The organism is Arthrobacter sp. ISL-65 (assembly GCF_018613795.1).
In the GTDB taxonomy this organism is placed as follows: domain Bacteria; phylum Actinomycetota; class Actinomycetes; order Actinomycetales; family Micrococcaceae; genus Arthrobacter.
Genome location: NZ_JAGGPN010000004.1, coordinates 84,919 through 109,885, shown reverse-complemented (window position 1 = coordinate 109,885; position 24,967 = coordinate 84,919). Strand labels below are relative to the sequence as shown.

The 24,967-nt window shown below is 66.9% G+C and carries 21 protein-coding genes; 10 read left to right on the top strand and 11 right to left on the bottom strand.

Annotation, left to right across the window (positions count from 1 at the left end; translation table 11 throughout):
- Positions 1 to 3: 3 nt before the first annotated feature.
- Both J7I85_RS01340 and J7I85_RS01335 read right to left on the bottom strand, forming a co-directional pair.
- Positions 4 to 1,725 carry an Ig-like domain-containing protein gene (locus J7I85_RS01340; protein WP_214845634.1) on the bottom strand — a complete coding sequence of 574 codons (1,722 nt, stop codon included), beginning with the start codon at positions 1,723 to 1,725 and terminating at the stop codon, positions 4 to 6.
- Between the two features lie 169 nt (positions 1,726 to 1,894).
- Entirely contained in the window at positions 1,895 to 2,776 is an 882-nt protein-coding gene (locus J7I85_RS01335) for a hypothetical protein (RefSeq protein ID WP_214845632.1), read from the bottom strand.
- A 248-nt stretch (positions 2,777 to 3,024) separates the two neighbouring features.
- Between J7I85_RS01335 and J7I85_RS01330 the strand changes: the two genes are divergently transcribed.
- A complete protein-coding gene (locus tag J7I85_RS01330) occupies positions 3,025 to 6,444 on the top strand; it encodes a DEAD/DEAH box helicase (RefSeq protein ID WP_214845625.1) in 3,420 nt (1,139 codons plus the stop codon).
- On the opposite strand, the gene J7I85_RS01325 is transcribed toward J7I85_RS01330, so the two are convergent.
- The 8 genes from J7I85_RS01325 to J7I85_RS01290 form a co-directional block, all read right to left on the bottom strand.
- Positions 6,434 to 6,898, bottom strand: a complete 465-nt coding sequence (locus J7I85_RS01325; protein ID WP_251023776.1) for a hypothetical protein — start codon at positions 6,896 to 6,898, stop codon at positions 6,434 to 6,436. The genes J7I85_RS01330 and J7I85_RS01325 overlap by 11 nt on opposite strands.
- Before the next feature lie 226 nt (positions 6,899 to 7,124).
- Positions 7,125 to 9,488, bottom strand: a complete 2,364-nt coding sequence (locus J7I85_RS01320) for a bifunctional SulP family inorganic anion transporter/carbonic anhydrase (protein ID WP_214845624.1) — start codon at positions 9,486 to 9,488, stop codon at positions 7,125 to 7,127.
- A gap of 368 nt (positions 9,489 to 9,856) precedes the next feature.
- A complete protein-coding gene (locus tag J7I85_RS01315) occupies positions 9,857 to 10,717 on the bottom strand; it encodes a phosphogluconate dehydrogenase C-terminal domain-containing protein (protein WP_214845622.1) in 861 nt (286 codons plus the stop codon).
- Between the two features lies 1 nt (position 10,718).
- Entirely contained in the window at positions 10,719 to 11,537 is an 819-nt protein-coding gene (locus J7I85_RS01310; protein ID WP_214845620.1) for a sugar phosphate isomerase/epimerase, read from the bottom strand.
- The gene (locus J7I85_RS01305) at positions 11,534 to 12,406 is read right to left on the bottom strand and encodes a triose-phosphate isomerase family protein (protein WP_308159354.1); all 873 of its coding nucleotides are present in this window, start codon (positions 12,404 to 12,406) and stop codon (positions 11,534 to 11,536) included. Before J7I85_RS01305 ends, J7I85_RS01310 begins: the two co-directional genes overlap by 4 nt.
- Positions 12,390 to 12,860: a ribose-5-phosphate isomerase gene (locus J7I85_RS01300; RefSeq protein WP_102973483.1), complete on the bottom strand. Its 471-nt coding sequence runs from the start codon at positions 12,858 to 12,860 to the stop codon at positions 12,390 to 12,392. The genes J7I85_RS01305 and J7I85_RS01300 overlap by 17 nt, the downstream gene beginning before the upstream one ends.
- On the bottom strand, positions 12,857 to 14,629 hold the full coding sequence (locus tag J7I85_RS01295; protein ID WP_214845618.1) for a dihydroxyacetone kinase family protein: 1,773 nt from the start codon (positions 14,627 to 14,629) through the stop codon (positions 12,857 to 12,859). Before J7I85_RS01295 ends, J7I85_RS01300 begins: the two co-directional genes overlap by 4 nt.
- A 170-nt stretch (positions 14,630 to 14,799) precedes the next feature.
- A complete protein-coding gene (locus J7I85_RS01290) occupies positions 14,800 to 16,164 on the bottom strand; it encodes an MFS transporter (protein ID WP_214845616.1) in 1,365 nt (454 codons plus the stop codon).
- A 214-nt stretch (positions 16,165 to 16,378) separates the two neighbouring features.
- Between J7I85_RS01290 and J7I85_RS01285 the strand changes: the two genes are divergently transcribed.
- From J7I85_RS01285 to J7I85_RS01265, 5 genes are all read left to right on the top strand, one after another.
- A complete protein-coding gene (locus J7I85_RS01285) occupies positions 16,379 to 17,122 on the top strand; it encodes a FadR/GntR family transcriptional regulator (protein ID WP_214845614.1) in 744 nt (247 codons plus the stop codon).
- Positions 17,123 to 17,193: 71 nt separating this feature from the next.
- Positions 17,194 to 17,418, top strand: coding sequence for a sigma factor-like helix-turn-helix DNA-binding protein (locus J7I85_RS01280; RefSeq protein ID WP_214845612.1), 225 nt, complete (start codon positions 17,194 to 17,196; stop codon positions 17,416 to 17,418).
- Positions 17,419 to 17,714: 296 nt separating this feature from the next.
- Positions 17,715 to 19,010 (top strand): ATP-binding protein, encoded by a 1,296-nt coding sequence (locus tag J7I85_RS01275; protein ID WP_214845610.1) that lies wholly within the window; start codon positions 17,715 to 17,717, stop codon positions 19,008 to 19,010.
- A gap of 122 nt (positions 19,011 to 19,132) precedes the next feature.
- The gene (locus J7I85_RS01270; protein ID WP_214845608.1) at positions 19,133 to 19,495 is read left to right on the top strand and encodes a cupin domain-containing protein; all 363 of its coding nucleotides are present in this window, start codon (positions 19,133 to 19,135) and stop codon (positions 19,493 to 19,495) included.
- 48 nt (positions 19,496 to 19,543) lie between these two features.
- Positions 19,544 to 20,401 (top strand): prephenate dehydratase, encoded by an 858-nt coding sequence (locus tag J7I85_RS01265; RefSeq protein ID WP_214845606.1) that lies wholly within the window; start codon positions 19,544 to 19,546, stop codon positions 20,399 to 20,401.
- On the opposite strand, the gene J7I85_RS01260 is transcribed toward J7I85_RS01265, so the two are convergent.
- Complete coding sequence (locus J7I85_RS01260; RefSeq protein ID WP_374102417.1) at positions 20,398 to 21,630, bottom strand: benzoate/H(+) symporter BenE family transporter; 1,233 nt, start codon at positions 21,628 to 21,630, stop codon at positions 20,398 to 20,400. The genes J7I85_RS01265 and J7I85_RS01260 overlap by 4 nt on opposite strands.
- A 108-nt stretch (positions 21,631 to 21,738) precedes the next feature.
- Between J7I85_RS01260 and J7I85_RS01255 the strand changes: the two genes are divergently transcribed.
- The 4 genes from J7I85_RS01255 (at position 21,739) to J7I85_RS01240 (ending at position 24,960) form a co-directional block, all read left to right on the top strand.
- On the top strand, positions 21,739 to 22,590 hold the full coding sequence (locus tag J7I85_RS01255) for a Rieske (2Fe-2S) protein (RefSeq protein WP_214845604.1): 852 nt from the start codon (positions 21,739 to 21,741) through the stop codon (positions 22,588 to 22,590).
- A 99-nt stretch (positions 22,591 to 22,689) separates the two neighbouring features.
- Positions 22,690 to 23,058: an SgcJ/EcaC family oxidoreductase gene (locus J7I85_RS01250; RefSeq protein WP_308159353.1), complete on the top strand. Its 369-nt coding sequence runs from the start codon at positions 22,690 to 22,692 to the stop codon at positions 23,056 to 23,058.
- Positions 23,059 to 23,198: 140 nt separating this feature from the next.
- Positions 23,199 to 23,627 carry a YciI family protein gene (locus J7I85_RS01245; protein WP_214845602.1) on the top strand — a complete coding sequence of 143 codons (429 nt, stop codon included), beginning with the start codon at positions 23,199 to 23,201 and terminating at the stop codon, positions 23,625 to 23,627.
- Positions 23,628 to 23,673: 46 nt separating this feature from the next.
- Positions 23,674 to 24,960, top strand: a complete 1,287-nt coding sequence (locus J7I85_RS01240) for an RNA polymerase sigma factor (RefSeq protein ID WP_214845600.1) — start codon at positions 23,674 to 23,676, stop codon at positions 24,958 to 24,960.
- Positions 24,961 to 24,967: the final 7 nt, after the last annotated feature.

Sequence of the window (24,967 nt, the reverse complement as noted above, 5' to 3'; positions counted from 1 at the left end):
CGTTTACCGTCCTGTGGTGAAGCTCCAGGAGAGGCCGCTGAGCGGGTTCCCGCCGCCATCCTTGATGCTGGTGGAAATGGTGGCCGTGTACTTCGTGTTGGCCGCCAGCGTCACATTCGGGTTCAGCGTTGCCACGTGGCTGGTGGCGTTGTAGCTGACGGCGTAGCTCACCAGGGCGCCGGTGGCGGCGTTCCGGAGGGCAAACGTTCCGTTGCTGACGCCGGTCACGTTCTCACTGATGGTCGCAGTGACGTTGGCCGTACGGCTGACGGCTGTGGCATTCGTTGCCGGGGACTTGGCGGTCACGACAGGCCGCGGTCCCGTGGTGAACGCCCAGGAGTTCGCGGCAATCGGGTTGCCGGCGATGTCAGTGATGCCTGAAGTCAGGGTTACCGTGTGCTTCCGGTCGGCAGTGAGCGTTACGTTAGGGTTGGCAGTGGCCACACGGGTCGTGGCGTTCCACGTGACGGGAGCCGCGATCACCGCCCCTGCGGAGTTCTTCAAATTGAAGGACGCGAATCCTATGCCGGCCATCGGTTCACTGAAGGTTGCCGTGACGTTGGCCGTCTGGCTGACCATCAGCGAGTTGACGGCCGGCGCCTTGGCTGTCACCGAGGGCGCCACGGTGTCGACGGTGACGGCCAGGGACGCGGCGGAGCGTGTTTCGATGCCTGCAGGGCTGACCTCCCCGGCAGTTACGGTGTGCCGCCCGTTGGCCAGCGCCCGGTTGGACGTGATCGAGTAGCTGCCGTTCGCGGCCACCGATGCCGAGCCGCTGGCTACCCCGTCAATGTAGAGGTTGACGCTGGCGGCGTCCGGCAATGCAACGGCACCGGTGAAGCCGGGGGTGGTGCTGCGCGTGATGTTGTCCGTATTGAAGCGGCCAGTGTCGGTGGCGGCCGTCAGGTCAGGTGTGCTCGGTCCCTTGGCTAGGGGCGCCGTGCACGGAGCGGCGGGTCCGCCGATCGCCGCGTATTCGAAGATCGTGACTTCATTGCCGATCGCGGCGGCCCGTCCCAGCCACATGCCCCGGCTTTCGGAGGTGGTGGTTGATGATGCGCGGTCTGCGTCGGACACGCCGTCCGCGCCAACTCCGGTGAGGCCGGTCCAGGTTGCCGTCCAGGTGGTGACGCCCGGTCCGTCGTAAACAACGACGCCGTCCGCGCCAGACCCCGGGGCACCGGCACGCAGCGTTCGCCGCCCGTTCAGTGCGAACGACTGGTTGGCTGCCACGACCCGGGCCTCCAGCTGGTCCGCCGGAAGCTGCCCGCCGCCGGTCGCAACAGCGGTACCCTTCATCACCACGGTGCTGGCGTTGATCTTCGTGGCCGGCTGCGTGACGGTGACGTTCCCCACGGACGTCTGGTCGCCGACGTCGGGGGCTGTCAGAACACGAACCACATCACCCGGGCGGATGTCCGGGGTGGTGCCTTCCCAGCATCCTCCGCCGGGGTGGTTGACTTCCACGATGCCGGCCGCAGGAGTCAGGACCGACGACGTGCCGATTACTGCGCCGCCGCGAAGCACCTGGATCGTGGGATGATCGCCCGCTGCGTACCCTTCGGCTGAGACCATGTCCCGTTCCGGGAAAACGGTGATGATGTGTGTACCCGGGTCGCTGATGACGGCGAAAGCCGGAACAACCGCGGTCGGAACGGCCAGCGCCACCAGCGCGCCAGCCGTGATGGCGGCTGCCAGACGCGGACGATTTCTTGCAGGTTTCATGGAAAGCTCCCCTCAAAGGCCCCAGACTTCACCCGGCCGAGACCCAGCGAGGTGATCCTCTTCAGGTCCATGATCTGAAGAGGATGCCAGTATCTGGACGCCACGTTGGGGAAACCTTTAACCAAAAGCTGCGGGACCCCTCACCGAGGGGTCCCGCAGAACCGTGGCGCTACGCCTCCACGAGGTCCTCGTCCAGGTCTCCGCCCAGTTCTTCGAACTCGACGGCGGCCACGATTTCCTTGGTATCCGGGTTGAGCATGAAGGCCTCGTCGTCGTCCTCAATCATCAGGAAGTCGCCGTGGTCGGTGCTGAAGTGCCACGCCAGCACCGGCTCACCGTTGTGGTTGTAGTTCGGGTCGCCCATGGTGATCTTCCGCAGCTCGTACCCGGCGATGTCGCACAGCTCGCGGATAATGAGCTCGAATTCGGGGGCGTTCTCCAGGGCCTCTTCCTCGGCCTCGGCGCGCCGCTCTTCGAGGTCCGGCAGCGCCGCCACGCGCTTGGCGATGTGTGCGGTGAGCTCGTCGTCTGCCAGGACCAGCAGGCCTTCCTGACCGCGCAGCCACGCGGCGTTGAGGGCTACGATGCCCTCCGTTTCGAGGAGCGATTCGAATTCTGCGTCGAGGTCCTCCATGGCCTGTACGCGTTCCGGGAGGTCGCCGTCCTGCTCGGCGTCGGCCTCGCCGTCCAGGTAGATGTCGGCTTCCTCCTCGGACAGGGCGTCGAATGCCTCCGCGGTGCGGTCAAAGAGGTCGACATGCCCGGCGGCGCCCATGCCTTCCAGGCCCTCCCGGATGTAGGCGTCAAGCTCCTCACGGTCCGGGGCGGTGAAGACATACTGCGCGAAGCCGCCGCCGAGGGATTGCGTCAGGTAAAAGTCCACGAAGTAGCTGCGCAGGGCGTTGGGCGCGATCTCCCCCGGGCCGAGGAGCTCCTGATACATGGCGTTCACCACGGCAACGTTGGAATCAACGACCTCTGCATCACTGGCACTGCCGCCGCCTGCGGCGCCTTCGACGGTCAGGACAACGGGGTATTCGCTGGATGTCATGGGAAATCCTCACTGCAGAAAGCCGGTGGTGCTCAGGACCCTCTCAACGTACGCGCCACCGGCGCCCGCAGGTTTAGGGCGAAGTGAACGTCAGGCGAAGTTTGCGCCGCATCAGCGGAGGGACACCGACAGGACAAAAACCGGAGAGCCCGACGGCGGGCGGAGGCAAATTTGAGGGCCCCTCCAGCCCGACTAAGATGGATCAGATAACCTGCAGATTTTCGACCTGCCGAAAGTAGCGCGCACCCATGCCTTCCCAACCGGACGACAGTGCGGCACTGGCAATCCAGACCCCCGCGATCAACGACCGTTCCCTCGCGGCCGGGCTCGCCTATGCCATGGGCGGCCGTGTGTCCGGGATCTCGTTCGACTCCGCCACCGGCCTGATGCTCGGCAAGGTCCGCGGCGGCTCCGAGGTGCCTTACTCCACCACGGCCAAGCTGGTCCGGAAGGGCGGCGGCTGGAGCTGCACGGTGGGCGTCTGCAGCTGCCCGGTCCGCAAGGACTGCAAGCACGTGGCCGCGCTGTTGTTCGCGGCCGAAGACAACCCGGCCGTGAGGGTGCAGCTCCTGTCCCCCGCCGACGTCTCGCGGGTGTCGCGGGAAACGTCCGTGCCGGCGCTCTCGGACTGGGAGCAGGCGCTCAGCCCCCTGATCTCGCAGGCCGGCCCCGCCCAGCAAATCGGTGGCACTCCCCTGGCCCTGCAGTTCGAGGTGGAGGAACCGGCCCCGCACTTCTCCTACACCGGCCGCCGCGACCCGCTCCGCAGCGTCCGCCAGCTCAAGGCCCGCCCGGTGATCATGGGTGCCAAGGGCAAATGGATCCGCGGCGACGTCTCGTGGAACACGCTGAGCTACCTGAACTTCAAGCGCGAGTGCAACCAGGCCCATGTGGAGTGGCTGCAGACCTTCCTCGCCGCGCACACCGGCGGCGCGAACCGGTCTTACTCGTCGTCGTCCCTCTGGCTGGGGCTGAACACCTTCGCCGGCAAGAACCTGTGGGGCCTGCTGGAGGAAGCGCGGCAGATCGGCGTGGCGCTGGTGCACAACCGCGGCCAGGAACTGGTGAAGGTGGCGGCGGCACCCGCCGCGGTCGGGCTTAACCTGGGCCGCTACGGAAGCGACGGGCAGGAAGGCGGCCTGGAGCTCGCGTCCACCATCACGGTCGACTGCACCGAGGTTGATCCTGCGTCGGTGGGCACCATCGGACGCCCGGCGCACGGCATTTTCCTTACCTCAAGCGGGGACGCGCTCCCGGGGGTCGCCGCGGACGAGATCATCACCCTCGCCCCGCTCGAGAGCGGACTTAGCGAGGAGCTGCTGGCCTTCGTCACGGCGGGCAGCACGCTGCACATCCCGGCCCGGGATGAAGGACGCTTCCTCACCGGCTTCTACCCCAAGCTCAAGCAGACCGCGCGCGTGACCGCGGCGGACGAGTCCGTAGAGCTGCCCGAGCTCGCCCTCCCGACTCTCTCGCTGCTGGCCAATTACGGCGCCGACCACCGTGTGCGCCTGCACTGGGAATGGCACTACAAGTCGGGCACCATCGTCACGGCACAGCCGCTTTGGCGCCATCCCGGCGACCACGGCTACCGTGACGATCCGGCGGAAGCCCGGATCCTGGAGGCAGTAGGCCAGCCGTGGGACGTGGTGCCCAAGCTGGGTGAATCGGCCACCGGCGGCTGGGGCACGCCGCGCCTTGCAGCCGCTGCGGAGCTGAGCGGGCTGGACACGCTCGCCTTCACGGAGGAGGTGCTCCCCCGGCTGCGGAACACGCCCGGCGTCGATGTGGACACCTCGGGCGACATCGCCGACTACCGGGAGGCCGAAGAGGCGCCGGTGGTGGCTATCTCCACCAAGGCGACCGACCAGCGCGACTGGTTCGACCTTGGCATCGTGATCACCCTCGAGGGCCAGCCGGTGTCCTTCGCGGCCCTTTTCTCCGCCCTCGCTGCGGGGCAGACACGCATGCTCCTGCCCAGCGGCGCCTACTTCTCCCTCGACCTTCCGGAGCTGCACCAGCTGCGGGCCCTGATCGACGAGGCCCGCGCGCTGCAGGACAACTCGGGCGACAAGAACGCTCCTCTGCAGATCAGCCGCTTCCAGGCCGGCCTGTGGGATGAACTTGCCCAGCTTGGGATCGTGGATGAGCAGGCGTCCGCCTGGCGCACAGCCGTGGGCGGGCTGCTGGAGGGCGGCGTCCAGGGCCTGCCGCTGCCGGCCACGCTCAACGCCGAGCTGCGCCCGTACCAGCTGGAGGGCTACAACTGGCTGAGCTTCCTGTACCGCCACAGCCTCGGCGGTGTGCTCGCCGACGACATGGGCCTGGGAAAGACCGTGCAGGCGCTGGCCCTGATGTGCGCGGCCAAGGAACACGCCGCTTCTGCCGCGGACTTTAAGGAAGACGCCACAACAGCGGACGACGGCGGCACGCCCTTTTTGGTGGTGGCACCCACCAGCGTCGTGGGCAACTGGGAGGCCGAGGCAGCCCGCTTCGCGCCCGGCCTCACGGTCCGTGCCGTCGGCGAGACATTTGCCAAGAGCGGCGCCGACCCCGCCGAGGCCTTGGCCGGGGCGGACATCGTCATCACGTCCTACGCGCTGTTCCGGATCGACTACGAGTCCTACGCGGGACGTCATTGGGCCGGGCTGGTGCTGGACGAGGCGCAGTTCGTCAAGAACCACCAGTCCAAGGCCTACCAGTGCGCCCGCAAGCTTCCGGCGGCGTTCAAGCTGGCCATTACCGGCACGCCGCTGGAGAACAACCTCATGGAGTTCTGGGCCCTGACCTCCATCGTGGCGCCGGGGCTGTTCGCGAGCCCTTCGCGGTTCGCCGAGTACTACCAGAAGCCGGTGGAGAAGAACGGTGACAAGGGGCAGCTGGACAAGCTCCGCCGCCGGGTCCGTCCGCTCATGATGCGCCGGACCAAGGAGCAGGTCATCAAGGATCTGCCGCCCAAGCAGGAGCAGATCCTTGAGGTGGTGCTCAACCCGCGGCACCAGAAGGTTTACCAGACACACCTGCAGCGCGAGCGGCAGAAGATCCTGGGCCTCATCGAGGACGTGAACAAGAACCGCTTCACCATCTTCCAGTCGCTGACGCTGCTGCGCCAGCTCAGCCTGGACGCCTCACTGGTGGACGAGTCGCTGTCCGGCGTGCGGTCAAGCAAGCTGGACGTGCTGTTTGAACAGCTGGAGGACCTCGTGGCCGAAGGCCACCGCGCCCTGATTTTCAGCCAGTTCACCGGCTTCCTGGGCAAGGTCCGCGAGCGCCTCCGCGAGGAGAACATCGAGTTCTGCTATCTCGACGGCGGCACCCGGAACCGTACCGACGTCGTCAATGAGTTCAAGAACGGCACGGCGCCCGTGTTCCTGATCAGCCTCAAGGCCGGAGGGTTCGGCCTCAACCTGACCGAGGCCGACTACGTATTCCTGCTCGATCCATGGTGGAATCCCGCGTCAGAGGCGCAGGCGGTGGACCGCACGCACCGCATTGGCCAGGCCAGGAACGTCATGGTCTACCGGCTGGTGGCCAAGGACACCATCGAGGAAAAGGTCATGGCGCTCAAGGCCAAGAAGTCCCAGCTTTTCGCCGACGTGATGGAGGGCGATGCGCTCTCCGGCGGCGCGCTCACCGCGGACGATCTGGCGGGGCTCTTCAACGACTGACGGATACTACGGGGCACGTTCCCGGCTGACGCCCGCATGGCCGTCTGTCGAGGGACATGACCGCGGCCGGGGCGGGGCGCAACCCGAATGAAGTCCGCTTACTGAACCACCGCCCAAGCGCCTTGCCCTTGCCCTTCCACCAACTGTCCTCGTCCGTGTCGGTGCGCCACCGGTAGATCAGGACCACCAGCACAAACATCCCGGCGGTGACGTTCGGCCAGACGCCGGAGGCCGCGTCGAGCAGCGCCTTGAGCGCGGTGGCCAGGATCGCCGCCGGGACCAGGGTGCGGAAGACCGAGTTGGCCAGGTACCGCCGGTGGGAGCGCGGCACTGAGAGCAGACGGACCATGTCGGAACAGGCGCACACCACCACCACGGCCTGTCCCAGCGTGAGCAGGATGGACCCCGACAGGGACCCGGCGAACTGTACCGCTGACGCCAGCCCGGAACTCATGGCCTGCACCCTTCCATGCCGTCTCCTCCGTCGCTTGCACTGCTTCCTGTACCCCTCTGTGTGTGTCAGACCATTCAACGGCGCCCGTCCACCTTGAGTCACGGGGGTCGGCTACCCGTCTTTGCCGCCAGCATCACTCGCCTCTACACAGCGGTACGCAGTTCGGCGGCCGGTCTTTGACTGGCCGCCGAACTGCGTACTCCATTCAGATGTGAATTAGGGCCCGTCAGGCCGGGGTCAGCTCATCGGCCCGCGGCAGCGGGTCCAGGTGGCTGATGCCCGTGGGTGTGATCTGCAGGACCTGGGCCGTGGCGATGTCATAGAACAGGCCCGTCACATGGACGTCACCGCTACGGACGGTGTCCTGCAGCCTGGCATGCTGCTGCAGCCGCTCGAGCTGGACGGCAACGTTGACCATGGCCAGCTGGTCCACCGCGCCGTACCCGGCTTTCTCAGCCGCAACCTGGACCGGATGGCCCGCATGGAATGACTCGAGGCTCGGCCGTCCGTGGTCCAGCCAGGACTCAATGGGGCAACGTTCCTCCTGCAATTCGGGCCTCTGGTCTGAGGCCTTGTGGTCTGAGGCCTTGTGGTCTGAGGCCTTGTGGTCTGGGGCAGGTCCAGCGAGCAGGGCGGTCATGGCGCCGCAGCCGGAGTGGCCACAGACCACCACTGAGGTCACCGACAGCTCGTCGAGGGCGAACTTCAGGGATGCCTCAACCGACGGTTCGAGGCGGTCGCTCCCCACCACGTTGCCCACGTTCCGGACCGTGAACAGGTCCCCCGGGCCGCTGCTGGTGATCAGGTTGGGCACCAGCCGGGAGTCGGCGCAGGTGATGAAAAGCGTGTCGGGGTCCTGGAAGGTGGACAGTTCCTGGACGTGCGGACGCAGCAGGTGGGCGTGGCGGCGGTGGTAGCTGTCCACGCCGTTGAGCACCGAGCGTACCGGGGCCGGGACGTGTCCGGCTGCCTCTGCGGCCAGCGGCACAGCGTTTCGCTGCCAGCTCCGCCAGGGCGCGAAGCCGCCGCGCAGTGCGGAGCGCGACGAGCCGCGTGCGGGAGTTCCCGCCTGGGCAGCGTGAAGCGTGGCGGTGCCGGTTTCCTCGATCTCGACACTGCCGCCGTTGTTCACGTGCCGCACACGCCAGGCCTCCAGGGTGTCATGCACCGGGTGGTCGAGGTAGTCGACGTCGAGCTCCACCGTGACATGCGCCGCCGGCGGCACCGCGGCCAGCACCTTGCTCAGGCGGGGAAGCGACAGGAACGTGCAGGAGCCGTCGATGACCACGCGCCAGCGGCCTTCGGCTGTTCCGCCGAGGGGCTCCGCGTGGATGCTGGCCCGGACCACACGCCACAGGACCAGCAGCACTGCCAGCGCGAGCCCGATCAGCACCCCGGCCAGGAGGTTGACGAACACCACCGTGAGCAGCGTGGCGGCATAGACGGTCAGGTCACCGGTGACGCGTGCCGTCTGGAAATCGGCCACCTTCACGAGGCGGATGCCGATCATGATGAGCAGCCCGGCAAGCACGGCCTGGGGCACCTGCTGAATGACTCCCGCCAGCAGCAGGGAAAAGACCAGAACCCAGATGCCGTGGAGGACGGCGGACTTGCGGGTGCGCGCCCCGGCCTCGACGTTGGTGGCACTGCGGACGATCACGCCGGTGACGGGCAGGCCGCCCAGCATGCCTGACGTCACGTTGGCAGCGCCCTGGCCGAGCAGTTCACGGTTGAAATTTGTACGCTCGCCGTGGTGCATCTTGTCGACGGCGACGGCGGACAGCAGCGACTCCACGCTCGCCACCAGGGCGATGGTGACGACGCCGACCGCGATGGCGGTCCACTCCCCCTGCGGCAGGTGCGGAAGTGAGAGGGCGTCCAGCAGCGAACCATCAAAGGTGATTCGGTCGACGTCGGAATTGAACGGGAGGGACAGCAGCGTCGCGGCCACCACGGCCACCAGCGGGCCGGGGACGCGGCGGACGGCTGCCGGCATGTGCTTCCAGCCGGCCAGCAGCGCGATCACCACAGCTCCCAGGAACGCGGCCTGCGGATCGAGGGCGGCCAGGCTGTCCGGCAGTGCCACAATGTTGTGCAGCGCCGCTTCGCCGGTTTCGCTGCCAAGCATCACATGCAGCTGCTGCAGGACGATGATGATGCCGATCCCGGCAAGCATCGCGTGCACCACCACCGGCGCGATGGCAAGCGCCACACGCCCCACCTTGGCCATGCCAAGCAGCACCTGGAGGACGCCGGCGGCCACAGTGATGGCGCAGGTGACGGGCCAGCCGAACTGCTCGATGAGCCCTGCGACGATGACGGTCAGGCCCGCTGCCGGGCCGCTGACCTGCAGCGGGGAGCCGCCCAGGCTGCCGGCGACGATGCCTCCCACTGCGGCCGCGATCAGTCCCGCCATGACCGGCGCGCCCGACGCCGCGGCGATGCCGAGGGACAGCGGAACCGCAACGAGGAACACCACGAGGGACGCCGGCAGGTCCCAGCGGAGGCCCGATGTGAGGCGTGCCAGGACTGGTATCCGGCTCCTGCCGGGATGGATGGGTTGTGGATCCGTGGCGGCTGGCGAGGGCATATAAGTCCTTAGCTCGTTCGAAGGGTCCTTACCCACGCTATTGACGCCCGGATGCCGGCCGCAAGGATACGGCCCGTGAGAAGAAACACGAGGTCAGACCGGACATAATGCGAAAACTAGTGCACTAATCCATTCGTTTGCATAAAGGCCACGCTGCTTCCATTGAGGCAGTTCCCCATGCCGCAAGGGGTCCCCGCTGAGGAGGAAAACCGGCCGCCGTTCAAGTCACATTGAGGCCGGACATGCGCGACGGCGGATCAGCCGGCAAAGATTTAACGTGCCGGAAATCTTTGGCGGCAGCGTTTAAACGGCAAAGGATCCATCCCGGGGATGGATCCTTTGCCTAACGCCGGTTTGCGGCTGACGGTTTAGCGCTTGACGGCGTCCAGCTTCAGCATCTTGGCGATGACGCTATCGAGCTCGGAGTCGTCGAAGATCTTCTTCCAGTCGTCCTTGATGATGGTGTCCTTGCCGTACTGGATGGCGATTTCGCAGGCCTCGGAGAACGGGTTGGAGCCACGGAGCGCGTTGGTGAGGGCGATCTGCACGTGGCCAAACAGCATGGCCTTGGCTGCTTCCTCGGGCACGCCGGCGGTGTGGACGGTCTCGTGCAGGGCCTCGTTGAGCAGGGTGCCGATCATGCAGGCCACGGTCTCCACGAGGGTGGGCTCGAGGATGGCGAGCTGCTTCACGGTGACCCAGTGGACGTCGATCACGGGGGCGTAGATGACGCGGATGGTGGCCTCGGCGGCAGCCTTGGTGTCCTCGGGGGCGTCCTCGTCGATCGCGGCGACGACGTTCTGCGGGGCGCCCTCGCCGCCGAAGGTATCGGCCCATTCCTCCTTGGTGGTGCGCTCCAGGAACACGGACGGGTGGCAGGGGTGGGCCACGGCCTGGACGACGTCCTCGCGCTGGGCGAGCAGGCCGGCGTAGGCGGCGGCCGGGTCCAGGGTGAGCAGGATCGCGCCGGCCTTCATCTGCGGGACGACGCCTTCGGACACGACGCCCAGGACGGTGTCCGGAACGGCGAGGATCACGACGTCGGCACCCTTGACGGCCTCGTCGGTGGCGGTGATTTCACGGCCTTCGGCGCGGACGCGGTCCTGGCCGCCGGGTGAGTTCTCGGAGTAGAACACGGTGTGGCTGGACTTCTGGAGGTTGCGGGAAACGCGCATCCCCATCTTGCCTCCGGCTCCGATAACGGCGACGGTCAACTGTTCTGCAGACATTTCATTTGCTCCTTAGGAAATCGAGGCTTTGCTGGGTCCACTGGTTTTCGAGGCGGATGGTTTCGTCCTCGGAGTCCTGCCACGGCAGCCAGTGTTCGACGATCTGGTTGATGTTTCTTTCTTTGGGCTGAAGCTTCCGGGCCATGTAGTCATAGTCCAGAAGGCCTTCGCCGAGCGGCGCGCCGGAGTATGTGAACCCGACCCACCCCTCCTTGCGGCTGAACGCAAAGTCTTTGATATGCATGTTCAGGACGTGCGGTGCGACGGCGTCAATCACCTCACGCGGCGACTCCAGGGCCGCCACGGTGTTGGCCGGGTCGCTGCACACGCCCAGGTACAGGCTTCCGACGCGCTCCACGACCTCCAGGATCCGGGACGTGGGGACCTGTTCGTAGGTCTCCAGCGCGATCCGCACCCCGGCTGCCTTGAACTCGGGCAGGATCTCGGTGAAGATCTCCACCGCCTCGTCCGCCGTCGGGGTGTGGCCCGGGACGTTGAACATGGTCCGCAGCAGCGGTGCCCCCAGGATCTTGGCGATGTGCAGGAACCGGCGCAGGTGCTCCGGCCGGATGCCCTTGGTGCCCAGCTCCAGGCTGATCCCGAGCGAGTCGGCGGTGGCCCGCACGGCCTGCAGTTCATCGTCGGTCATGGTGTCCAGCGGCGCGTAGTCGCAGATCTGGAACAGGTCCACACGCAGCGCCGCGGTCCGCTCGAGCGCCTCGTGGATGCTCAGCGGACGGGAAACCCGGTCCGAAAGCTGCCAGAAAAACGCGTAGCTGCTCAGTCCGATCCTTGAACCCTGGCCGCCAGTGGCGTTCATGCCCGGCCCCCGACGGTTTGCAGTAGTGCCGGTTCCAGCAGACCGGGTTTCATGAGTCCAAGGCGCTCGGCGGCCTCGTCCAGGATGTCCCTGACGGCTGCCGGGTTGTGGGCGAAGCGGCCCAGGAACAGCCCGGCGACGGCGGGGCCGAGCTGGCTGATGAGGCCGGGGCCGGCGCTGCCGCCGTAGATCACCCGGCTGTCCTCCTGGCCCGCGCGGGTGCGCAGGTGGGCGTCCAGCCCGGTGATGACTTCGCTGATGAACTCAGGCGACGCCGGTTCGGCTGCACCGATGGCCCACTGCGGTTCGTAGGCCACGATGGTGCGCCCGGTGCTGCCGAGGCTTCCGGCACGGTTCAGGACGCCGTCGATTTCGCGGATGCAGTGCCTGATGGCGTCCGTCGCGGTGCCGCTGCCGGGCTCGCCCACGCACAGCACCGGGGTGAGGCCGTTGCGGTAGGCCGCGGCGGTCTTCAGCCCGATCACGTCGTCGTCCTCACCGAAGATGCGGCGCCGTTCGGCGTGGCCCACCTCGGCGTACCGGCCGCCGGTTTCGGCCACCATCTTGCCGCTGACCTCGCCGGTGAAGGCGCCTTCGTCCTCCCAGAAAATGTCCTGGGCGCCGGCCGCCGCCCCGGCGGCGGACAGGATCCGCGCGCACTCGGGCAGGACCGGGTGCGCCGGCAGGGCAAACAGTTCGATGTCGCCGCTGCGGACGGCCGGATGGGCCGAGGCGATTTCAGCCATGTCCCGGCACCAGCCCAGGGTGCGCTCATAGCCGAAGTACATCTTCAGGCTGACGCCGATGATGGCCCCCGGCCGGGCCGCACCTATCTTGCCTGTGGTGGGGGAATTAGCAGGAAGTGACACCCTCGTAGTCCTTAATCAGGGTGACTTTCTCGGCGGAGGCTGAAGACTCGTCAAAGGTGTAGGTGAGCCATTCCTTGGCCAGGCGGCGTGCCAGTTCCAGGCCGACGACGCGCTGGCCGAAGGTGAGGACCTGGGCGTTGTTGCTCAGGATGGAGCGCTCAACGGAGAAGCTGTCGTGCGCGGTGACGGCTCGGACGCCGGGGACCTTGTTCGCGGCGATCGCGACGCCCAGGCCCGTGCCGCAGACCAGCAGGGCGCGGTCGGCCTTGCCGGCGGCGATGAGTTCGGCGGCGGCGATGGCCACGGACGGGTACGGGGTGTGGCTGGTGGCGTCCACTCCGACGTCCTGCACGGACTCGACCAGTTCGCTGGCCTCCAGGTCCGCCTTCAGGGCTTCCTTGTACTCGAATCCGGCGTCGTCGGAACCGACGATCAGGCGCAGTTTGGCGCTCATGCGTTCTCCTTAGTGGTGGTTGCTGCAGCTTTCGCCTCGGCGAAGGTGTTGTGGATTGCGCGGACAATCAGCGCCATGGATACAGCGCCGGCGTCCGGGGTGCCCAGACTTTTTTCGGCGTGCGGGCGTGCCCTGCCCATGAGGGGCAGCAGGTTGGCGGTTTCCTCGGCGGCCTGCTGGGCCACGGTGGCTGCCGCACCCCAGGCGTCGGTGAGGGACTGCCCGGAGCCGACGGCGGCGGACAGGGCGTCGCGGAACGGAACCAGCACGTCCACAAGGGTCTTGTCGCCCACCTTTGCCTTGCCAAAGCCCACGATCGAGGCGGCGGCGCCAGCCACTCCGGCAGCCACAGCGCCGCCGTCGGGCGTGTGGCTGTCCCCGATCGCGTCCCCGACTGCCCGCAGGGCCATGCCCCAGAGCGCACCGGAGGTGCCGCCGGCCCGGTCGGCCCAGGCGTCGGCGGCCAGGTGCAGGGTGGTGGCCGCACCGGCACCGCGTTCGACGGCGTCCGTTGCGGCCTCGACCGCGGCCCGGACACCGCGCTCCATGCCGATGCCGTGGTCGCCGTCGCCGGCGACCGCATCGATGCGGCCCAGTTCCTCGACGTTGGCGTCAACGACGTCCTTCGCGGCGCCGAGCGCGGCCAGGACGCGGACTGCAGCTGCACGCGACTCGTCCGTGGCTTCCGGGATCACCACGTCTTCTGCCGTTTCCGCGGACAGTTCGTCGGCGTTCAGGGCCTGTGCCGTGACGGCACCGCGGCGGAACGCCGGGGTGTCTGCGGGTGCGTTCCAGAGGGTCTCGAGTTCCTCATCGAGCCAGAAGAGGGTCAGCGAGGTGCCGGCCATGTCGAAGCTGGTGACCAGCTCGCCGACCTGCGGGTCAACGGCTTCCAGGCCGGCCGCGGCCAGGAGCTGGGCGACGCGGCGGTAAACCACGAACAGTTCCTCGTACTTGACGCTGCCGAGACCGTTGAGGATCGGGACTACGCGTGCACGCTTGTTGGTCTCAGGCGGTGACTCGAGCCCGTCCGGGACCTCGGTGAGGAGCTTGGTAACAAGCAGTACGGCGAGCTCATCCGCCGTCGGGATACCCGTTTCATCGATGCCGGGTTCACCGTGAATGCCCATGCCCACGGCCATCCGGCCCTCCGGGACGGTAAACAGCGGGTTCTCGGCCCCGGGTAGGGTGCAACCGGTGAACGCGACGCCGAAGGACCGGGTGCGGTCGTTGGCGCGCTCGGCGATTTCCACCGTGGCGTCCATGCTGTAGCCGGCCTCGGCTGCGGCGGCCGCGACCTTGAAGACCGTCAGGTCCCCGGCGATGCCGCGCCGCTTGGCGCGCTCCTCCAGCGGGGCGGAAGAAACGTCGTCCGTGACGGCGATGCTGCGGCAGTCGATGCCCTCACGGCGGAGGCGCTCCTGTGCCTGGGTGAAGTGCAGGACGTCGCCGGCGTAGTTGCCGTAACCCAGCAGGACGCCGGCACCGTTGTTGGCGGCCTTGGCCACGCTGTAGACCTGCTGCGCCGAAGGGGATGCGAAGAGGTTACCCATCGCGGCACCGTGGGCCAGACCCTGGCCCACCAACCCGGCGAACGCCGGATAGTGCCCGGAGCCGCCGCCGATCACCAGCGCCACCGTATCCGCGGTGCTCTTCGTGCTGCGGGCCACGCCGCCGGAAACACGCCGCACCCACCGGCCGTGGGAGGCAACAAAGCCCTCGATCATCTCATCAGCGAACGCTGCGGGTTCATTGAACAGGCGGGTCATTGCGGTTTCTCCTGAAGTGGCTGTTGGCCGGTGATTGGGCGCTGGGCCCCCGACCGCTGGGTTCCCTAACCGAGCTTGCGAGGATTAGGGGGCGGTTGGGGACGAAATCGGTCTGGTGTGGTTGCGCCCTCCTTGGCGGAGGGCGCAACCGGCTTTGGGCATCTGGCTTGCTAGGGCTCGGAGTGGTGTCCGGCGCCGGCGGGATCCAGCGCCTCGGCGGGCACTCCCTCGCTGATTTTGCCCGAGCGGCTCAGGGCCACCATGAGGATGCAGGACAGGAGCATGAAGCCGCCGACGACGAACATCGGCACCGTGTAGTTTCCGGTCAGGTCCTTCAGCCAGCCGGTGACGTAGCCGGCGCTGAAGCCTGCCAGGTTGCCGACCGTGTTGATCAGGGCGATGCCGGCAGCGGCGGCTGCGCCGGTGAGGAACTGCGTGGGAACGGTCCAGAAGTTGGGCAGTGCCGCGAAGATGGACATGGCCGTGACGGTGATGACGGCGATGGTGGCTGCCGGCGAACCTGCGAACAGGGCCAGGGGGATGCTCAGGCCGCCGATGAGGGCCGGAACGGCGATGTGCCAGGTCTTGACGCCGCGCTTGGTGGCGTCCTTGGACCAGAAGTACAGCGCAAAGGCGGCCGGCAGGTACGGGATCGCGGTGATCAGGCCCTTCTGGAAGACATCGAACTTGGTGCCGTAGATGCCTTCAAAGCCCGCGATGATGGTGGGCAGGAAGAAGCCGAGGGCGTACAGGCCGTAGATGAAGCCGAAGTAGATTGCGGAGAGCATCCAGACGCGGCCGTTGCCGAAGACGGTGCGGACGCTGACGTGCTTGTTGCTGGCAGCGGTTTCCTTCTTTTCCTTCTCCAGTGCACCGGTCAGCCAGGTCTTTTCTTCGGCGGTGAGCCACTTGGCCTTCGCCGGGGAGTCTGCCAGGTAGAACCAGGCAATGATGCCGATGATGATCGCGGGGACGGCAACGCCGAAGAACATGACCCGCCAGCCTGCGAGGCCGAAGAGGCCGTGCTGCTGGATGAGGAGGCCGGCGAGCGGGGCACCTATGACGGTGGTCAGCGGCTGGGCCAGGTAGAAGAGGGCAAGGATCTTGCTGCGGTGCCGGGCCGGAACCCAAAGGCTCAGGAAGAGGATGGCACCCGGAAAGAAGCCGGCCTCGGCCACACCGAGGATGAAGCGCAGGATGTACAGCTGCTCAACGTTCCCAACCCAGGTGAACAGGAGCGAAACGATGCCCCAGCTGACCATGATGCGGGCCAGCCAGCGCCGGGCGCCGAACTTGTGCAGGGCCAGGTTGCTGGGGACCTCGAGCAGGATGTAGCCGATGAAGAAGACGCCGGAAGCGAAGCCGAACTGTGCCGCAGAGAGGGCGAGGTCCGTGTTCATGCCGTTGGGGCCAGCAAAGGAGATGGCCGTGCGGTCCAGGTAGTTGATGAAGAACATCAAAGCGACGAACGGCACCAGCCGGATTGCCACTTTCCTGATTGCAGATCTTTCGACCACCGATTGTGTGGTGTCCACATTGACTCCTAGATATTGGTATCCCCGGCCGCGTCCTGCTCTGGATGCTTGGGGGTTGTCTCAATGCCCTCCGCCGGCAGGAGACCGGCATTGGCTACGCGTTGTGAGATCAACCATACGACCGGTAAAGCAAATTGGTCAACCGGTTGACGGATTTCTTGAGCGCTTGCCGGGGAGCCCCCGAAATTGGTCAGCCGGTTGCTACCCTTTGAAGATGTCCGCCAACTCCGCAGCCGCCACGGCCAAGATCAGCGCCGCCCTTGGCCCCATGGAACACGGGTCGGTGGTGTCCGAGGTCGCGGAGCGCCTGCTTGCCTACTTCACCAGCGGAGACATAGCGGCCGGCACCAGGCTTCCTGCCGAACGGACGCTTGCCGCATCCCTCGGCGTTGGCCGGTCCGCAGTCCGCGAAGCATTGGCAGCCCTGGAGATCCTGGGCATCGTGATCGTGCGGCCGGGCTCCGGCACGTATCTGCGGGACGGCGTCTCGGAGCTGCTGCCCCGGACCCTGAGCTGGGGCCTCATGCTGGGCGCCCCCCGCACCCGCGAGCTGGTGGAGCTTAGGAGCGGGCTCGAGGTGCAGGCCGCGCAGCTGGCGGCTGAACGCATCGACGATGCGGCGCTGGACCGCATGCGCACCAACCTGCAGACAATGGAAGACAACCTCGAGGACCTGGCCGCCTTCGTCGAGGCAGACGCCGCGTTCCACCGGGAGATCGCTGTCAGTTCGGGCAACCAGGTGCTCCGCGAGCTGCTGCAAAGCATCCGCTCGCTGCTCCGCATTTGGGTGGACCGGGCACTGACCGATGAAGGCCATGCGGCCGCGGCGCTGAAGGAACACCGCGAAATCTTCACCGCCCTCGAAGCCCACGATCCCGCTGCCGTCACCGCGACCATGCGTTCACACATGCAGACTGCCACCCGGCGGCTGCTCGCGGGGTTCGACGCCGCCCAGTAGGGCGCGTGATGCTGCCCAATCCGGGGGTGCCCCCCTAGGAAATCTCGAAGGCCGCGACGTAAGTTGTCTCCATGGTCAATGCCCAGAGCGAGCCGGCGGGCTCCCGCGTCAGCGAGGCCCTGATGATGCTCGACATGGAGCAGCGGGACGTCCTGCTGGCCTTGCATTACGGGCGGCTTACGGTCGCCGAGGTGGCAATGCAGTTCGGAATTTCCCCCGCCCTGGTTAGCCGCCGCGCCCTCGCAGCCCTGAGGACCCTCCGCCGGTTGCTTGACCAGGGCGCACAGGCCCCGTAACTCTTCGCTACCTGCCGGTTGGCTGCAGGGTTTGAAGAAACAGTTTTTCTAACTCGTATTACGTGGAAAAGATCGCTTTATCTTATGTGATTTCCGGGCTCATACTTTTGGTGTCGGCCCCCCAGAAGAGAACGAGACTGCCATGACCAGCACCGCAACTGCTTACCGTACGAATCCACGCAAAGATGCCGAAGTAGATGACGTCTGCGACGACGCCGCCTACTGCTTTTACTGCGACGGGCCGGAGACCGACTGATGGCCCTCCAGTCCCGGCCCCTGCACCCGGGGCAGCGCATATGAAACCCTGGCGTCTCCGCGAGTTCCACCCCGAGGACCTGGACCAACTGGTAGAGGTCTGGCAGGAGTCCCGGAATACGGGCAAGCCTGCGGTCTACAGCCTCTCCGAGGTCCTTTCCGCCTGCACGGACCAGCAGGCCGTCGTCGCGGTCGCCGGGGACCGGCTGATCGGGGCCGCCGCTGCCACCATCGAAGAGGACCGCGCCTGGGTGATCATGCTCGCCCAGGCTGCGGACTGGCGTGACCAGGGTCTGGGCAGCGCACTTCTTACCGGTCTGGAGTCACGGCTCATGGCCCGCGGAGTGCTGAGGATATCCGCGCTGGTGCGCTCAACCGAATCGCCCGTCAAGGCCTTCTCAAACAGCAAATACGGTGTCGAGGACGGCCTCCTGTATTTTGAACGCGTGGTCCCGGTCCAGCGCCAGGAGATAGGACCATTGAGCCAGCTGGGCGGCCGCGTTCTGCCCCGCGGGCTGTGGGAGTCGATGGCCGGCATGCACAAGGAGAAGGAACTCATTGAGCAGCGGCTGATTCTCCCCCTCGCGAGGACCGATCTCGCCGCCTCACTCGGCGTCGTTCCGCCGCGCGCCGTCATGCTGTTCGGCCCGCCGGGGACCGGGAAGACCACCTTTGCGAAGGCAGTGGCTTCCCGGCTGGAATGGCCGTTCGTCGAGGTCTCCCCTTCCCGCCTCGCCTCCGACCCGCGGGGCCTGGCCGCAGCGCTGCGACAGACCTTCCAGGACATCTCGCACCTCGACCATGCCGTTGTCTTCATCGATGAGGTGGAGGAGATTGCGGCCCAGCGTGGCGGGAAGCCGCCCTCGCCCCTTCAGGGGGTTACGAATGAACTGCTGAAGATCATTCCCGCCTTCCGTGAGCAGGAAGGCCGGATCCTTATCTGTGCCACAAACTTCATCCGGGCTTTGGACACCGCGTTCCTGCGGCATGGGCGGTTCGACTACGTGATTCCGATAGGGCTGCCCGATCCCGCGGCCCGGGAAGCCATCTGGACCAAGTACATTCCGGAGGCAGCCGCCCGGCACGTGAATGTTCAGGCCCTGGCCCGGCAAACGGAACGCTTCTCCCCCGCAGACATCGAATTCGCGGCGCGGAAGGCCTCACAGCGCGCGTTGCAATGCGCAGTACGGGATGCACCGGAAGGCGCCGGACGGCCTGCCGAGGACTCGCTGACCACGGAAAGCTACCTCAAGGCTGTCAGTCAGACCAAGGCCACAGTTACCGAAGCCATGGTCAATGAATTCAGGGAGGACATCGAGCGGCTCGCCCGTACCTAGACCTATATTTCCCGTTATTGACATGCGGGCCGGCCGGGCCTAGAACGTGGCATAACAGGCAGCAGCATCTGCGATCCAAGCCTTCATCCCCACAACAGGAATATCTACAACAGGAGGTCAAGATGCCAGGTCTAATCCGCAAGAGTTTCGACTCCCCAGAGGAAACCCGGCCGTTTGAGGGCGGCAAGGGCCAGCTCCAACTAGTGAACCTGGAGGGCGGCGGCGTTGGCAGGGCCACGTTCGAGCCGGGCTGGCGGTGGTCGGAGCACGTGAAACCGATCGCGCAAACGGAAAGTTGCCAGGCTGCCCACATGGGATACTTCATCTCCGGCCGGATGAAGGTGGTCATGGACGACGGCGAGGAGATGGAGTACGGGCCGGGCGATTTCGCCATCATGCAGCCCGGACATGATGCCTGGACCGTTGGCGATGAAGCCTGCGTGGTAATCGACTGGCAGGGGTTTACTGACTACGCGAAGAGGTGAGCAGCGCCGTTTGGATTAGCCGGCGCCGGGCGTGACATCATACGGAGCATGGCCCAGAAAATTGCGTTCCAGGGTGAGCCCGGCGCCAACTCAGATATTGCCTGCAAGCAGATGTTCCCGGGGCTGGAGAGCGTTCCGTGCGCCAGCTTCGAGGACGCCTTCGAGCTGGTGTCCAGCGGCGAGACGGATCTGGCCATGATCCCGATCGAGAACTCCATTGCGGGCCGGGTGGCGGACATCCACCTGTTACTGCCGCACTCGGGCCTGCGGATCGTGGGAGAGTTCTTCCTGCCCATCCACTTCGACCTGCTCGGCATCCCGGGCAGCACCATCGAGGCGGCCACCGAGGTTCACAGCCACATCCACGCCCTGGGCCAGTGCCGGAAGCTGATCCGCGAGGCCGGCCTCAAACCTGTGATCGCCGGCGATACCGCCGGGTCAGCCCGCGAGGTGCGCGAGTGGAACGATCCCACCAAGCTGTCCCTCGCGCCGCCGCTGGCTGCCGAGCTCTACGGCCTTGAAGTTCTGGCCTCGGCGGTCGAGGACGACCCCTCCAACACCACCCGCTTTGTGGTCCTGGCCCGGGAGACGGAACTGCCGGCCCGGGAAGCGTTGCCCGGACCGGCGGTCACCAGCTTCGTGTTCCGTGTCCGGAACGTTCCGTCTGCGCTCTACAAGGCCCTGGGCGGCTTCGCCACGAACGGCGTGAACATGACCCGGCTGGAAAGCTACATGGTGGGCAACGAGTTTGCCGCGACCATGTTCATGGCAGATGTCGAAGGCCACCCCGAGGACCTGCCCCTCAGCCGCGCCCTGGAGGAACTCGACTTCTTCACCACCGAGGTGTGGATCCTTGGTGTCTACCCGGCCGCCGAACACAGAACACAGCGGGTGGCCAGCAACTAACCCGCAGTTTTGCCCTGCGGCCTGTTCCGGACCTTGAGGACCTCGCGGACCAGGAGCCCCGCCAGCAGGGCCCAGAACGCTGCCCCGATGCCCATGAAGCTCAGCCCCGAAGCGGCCACGAGGAAGGTCACCACGGCGCCCGTCCGCTCGCCCGGCTCTGCCAGCGCCGAGGCGGCAGACCCCGCGAGTGTGCCCAACAGCGCGAGTCCGGCGACGGCTTCCAGCACCCCCGGAGGAGCCGCAACCACGACGGCGGCGAGCCCGGCGGAGAAAGCTCCCAGGAGCAGGTAGGCCAGACCCGATACGAAACCTGCCACCCAGCGCCGACCGCGGTCTGCGCCTGCTTCCTCCCCGGCTGCCAGCGCAGCGCTGAGCGCGGCAAGGTTGACGGCGTGGCCGCCGAACGGCGCGGCCAGCAGCGTGCCGGCACCGGTGACCAGCATGGAGGCCCGCCACGGCGCCTGGTAACCGAAGGACCCCAGCACTGCCACCCCAGGCACATTCTGGGACGCCATGGTGACGATGTATAGCGGCAGGGCGATGCCAGCCACCGCGCCCAAGGACCAGGACGGCATGGTCCACTCCATCGCCGGCAGCAGGCCCGCCGCCGGCACGGCCCGTCCTTCAACAACCAACTGGACCACAATGCCGGCGAGCGCGACGGCCAGCGCGCCGGGAACCGACCAGCGGGGCGCGAACCGTGACAGCACCAGCCAGCAGAGCAGCACCGGTACCACCAGCAGCGGAGCGCTCTGCAGGCCCTCCACCGGGGCAAGGCACAACGGCAGGAGAACCCCGGCCAGCATTGCTTGCGCCAGGGGTGTCGGGATGCTGCTGATCAACCGCCCCAAAGGGCGGACGAGCCCGGTCACAGCGATCAGAACCCCGGTCACCAGAAAGGCGCCGACGGCGGCCGGCCACCCGCCGTCGGGAACTCCCGCGACGGCCAGCAGGGCGGCCCCCGGCGTTGACCAGGCCAGGGTCACCGGGATCCGGCTCCGCCAGGCCAGGAGCACGACGCCGGCGCCCACCACCAGGCAGAGGGCCAGGAGGCCGCTCGACGCCTGCTGCGGGTTCGCCCCCACGGCACGGAGGCCGGAGAGGACCACGGCGAAGGTCGAAGTGAAGCCGACAAGCGCCGTCACGATGCCCGCCATGACCGGCCTTACCAGCCCCTCGGAAACGGAGGCAGCGGGGTCGCGGGATATTCGGGGGGAAGACAGCGGCATGTGAAGGTACGTTACCGGAGACTGGCCTGCCGGCACCTTGTCATCGTGTCCCCGGCGATGCAGACTGGTGCACCACCTGTCCTGACCGCCAGGCCGAAGGAGTAGCCCTTGAACCCGTTGCACGCGTTAGTTGATGCCATTGAACACTTCGACCGGCTGGACGGGGTGGCGTCCGCCATCTCCAAGGCCGTTGGGAAAGCTGTACAGCCGCGGCCGGTCCGCAACACCCTCAGCGGCACGCCGCTGGGCCATCCACTGCACCCCGTACTGACAGACTTCCCCATCGGCGCCTGGAGCATGGCAACTGTCCTGGACACGGTGGGAGGGCCCGCCTCCGAGCCGGCCGCGGACATCCTGGTTGCCGTGGGAATAGCAACGGCCATTCCAACCGCAGCCGCCGGCCTCAACGACTGGTCCGACACGCAGGGAAAGTCACGGCGGGTGGGGCTGGTCCACGCGGTCGCCAACGGAACGGCGCTGTGCCTGTTCTCGTCCTCGGCCGTCGCGCGGGCTTCCGGCAGCCGGACCGTCGGTAAGGCTTTTGGGCTGGCCGGTTTCGGCGTCCTGATGTTTGGCGGCTTCCTCGGCGGCCACCTCAGCTACGGCAACGCGGTCAACGTCAACAAGACAGCAGGCAGGACGGGCCCCCGGGAGTGGAAGCGCGTACTGGCGGAGTCCGAACTGTTGGACGGGGAGTCCCGGAAAATGGACGCGGGCAAAGTCTCGGTTCTGCTGTACCGCTCCGGGTCCCGGATCCTGGCCCTGGACAGCGTGTGCAGCCACATGGGAGGTCCGCTCGAGGAGGGAGAGATCACCGACGGCTGCGTTGCCTGCCCCTGGCACGGCAGCACGTTCCGGCTTGAGGACGGCCACATAGTCCGCGGGCCGGCAACCACGCCCCAGCCAAGCTATGAAGCCAGGGTGAACGGGGGCCAGATTGAGGTCCGCCGGCGCGGCTAGCAGTCGCTGTCCGGGAGCGCGCAGTTTCCCTCTAGCTTCCGCACCCGGCTGCTGATAGATTGCCCACCTCAGACCGGCAGGAGTCCTGGGGAGGGCACCGTGGGAATACCCGATCCGCATGCGCTGCACATGGCGTGGGCCGCGCGCTTCAATGCCAGGGACGTTGACGGAATGCTTGAGTTCTTCGAGCCGGATGCGGTGTTTGTTCCCCAGCCGGGAGTGCCCACAACCGGCGAGGACAGCGTCAACGCGATGATGGGATTCCTGCAGGCGGGACTGCCCATCAGGATGACCACTCGCCATGTCTACGTCCTCGGCGATATTGCCCTCGCCATCGCCGAATGGACCATCAAGGGCACTGCGGCCGACGGCAGCGATGTGGACCTCCAAGGCAGGACGGCCGACGTCCTGCGCAAAGGACGCGAGGGTTGGAAGTTCGCCATCGACAACCCCTTCGGCACTGCCTGAACTGCGGCCTGAACCCGTCCCGCGCTGCAAAACCCGGCCAGCCAAAAAAATCCAGGCCAGCCTGTCGATTTCTGCAAGACCCGTTCGACGGGATAGTAGACGGACGCACACGGCGTCCACGTCAAGGCAAGGAGAAGACCATGAAGTACATGTTCATCATGCGCGCCACGGACGAAGCCATCGAAGCGTCGAAGCAGGTTCCGTTCGAGGAGATCCTCAACCAGATGGGCGCCTACAACGAACAGCTCATCAAGGCTGGCGTCATGCTCGCCGGCGAGGGCCTGACCGACCTGTCCGAAGGCTCGGCCTTCGTGGTCAACTTTGATGAGGAACCGCCGGTGGTGACGGATGGCCCATACGGCGAAACGCATGAGCTGTTCAACGGCTTTTGGATTGTCCAGGTGGCCTCCAAGGAAGAGGCGAAGGAGTGGGCCAGCCGCTGCCCGCTTGGTCCAGGATCGAAGCTTGAGGTCCGCCGGATAGCTGAAGCGGACGACTTCGCTGACTTCGCGGACAACGAGTACATCCAGAAGGAAGCGGTGTGGCGCCAGGAGCTGAACCAGCCCTGAGCAGGCAGGCGGACAACGGCGGGATCCGGGTGAAGGCCCGGCAGGAATGGAGGAGGCGGTGAGCGAGGAGTCGGTGAACCAACAGGCGGGGGCCGCCATACGGCGGCGGCTTGATGCCCTGTGGCGCATCGAGGGCGCCCACATCGTCGCGGTCCTCGCCCGCGCCACCCGGGACGTTGGTTTCGCCGAGGACCTGGCCCAGGAAGCCCTGGCCGAGGCCTTGGTCCAATGGCCGGAATCCGGAACTCCTGATAATCCTGCCGCCTGGCTCACCGCCGTCGCCAAGCGCAAGGCCATCGACGCGTGGCGACGGTCCGAGCGGCTGGAGGAGCGGTACCGGGCCATTGCCCGGGACATGGAAGACGACGACGGCGTGGCCTGGGTTCCGCTGGAGGACGACGTGCTCAGGCTCGTGTTCACCGCGTGCCACCCCGTCCTCTCCCGGGAGGCCCAGATGGCCCTGACGCTGCGGGTGGTGGGCGGCCTCACCACCGAGGAGATTGCACGGCTGTTCCTGGTTCCCGTCGCCACCGCGCAGCAGCGCATAGTGCGGGCGAAGAAAACGCTCGCGGCGGCCCGGGTGCCCTTCGAGGTTCCCGAGCCCAACGAGTGGGGGGCCCGGCTGGGAGCTGTCCTCGGCGTCGTCTATCTCATGTTCACGGAAGGGTACGCCGCCACCACAGGAGATGCATGGATCAGGCCCGACCTGGCGCGCGAGGCCCTGCGGATCGGGCGCATGCTGGCCGGGCTGGTCCCCCGCGAACCCGAGGCCCACGGGCTGGTGGCCCTGATGGAGTTCCAGGCGTCCCGCTTCGCCGCCCGCACCACACCGGACGGGTCTCCGGTCCTGCTGGCGGACCAGGACCGGACCCGGTGGGACCGGGCGCAGATCGGCCGGGGCCGTGCCGCCCTGCGCCGCTGCGACGCGCTGGGACGGGGCCGCGGCAACTACTCGCTGCAGGCCGCCATTGCCGAATGCCACTCGATGGCACCCAGCGTCGATGACACTGACTGGCAGCGGATCGTGCTGCTCTATGAGGCGCTGGGCAGGATCGCTCCCAGCCCCGTGGTGGAACTGAACAGGGCAGTCGCGGTATCCATGGCCACCGGACCGGCGGCCGCGCTGGCCATCGTGGACGGCCTCGCCTCCGCAGGGGCGCTGCGCGGAACGCACCTGCTGCCCAGCGTCCGCGGGGAACTGCTGGTCCGGCTCGGGAGGGCCGGGGAGGCGCGCTCCGAGTTCATGACGGCGGCCGGACTGGCCAGGAACCAGCGCACGCGGGAGCTTCTGGAGGAGCGCGCCGCCGGCATATTGCCGGCACCCGGCACCTGACCGGCAT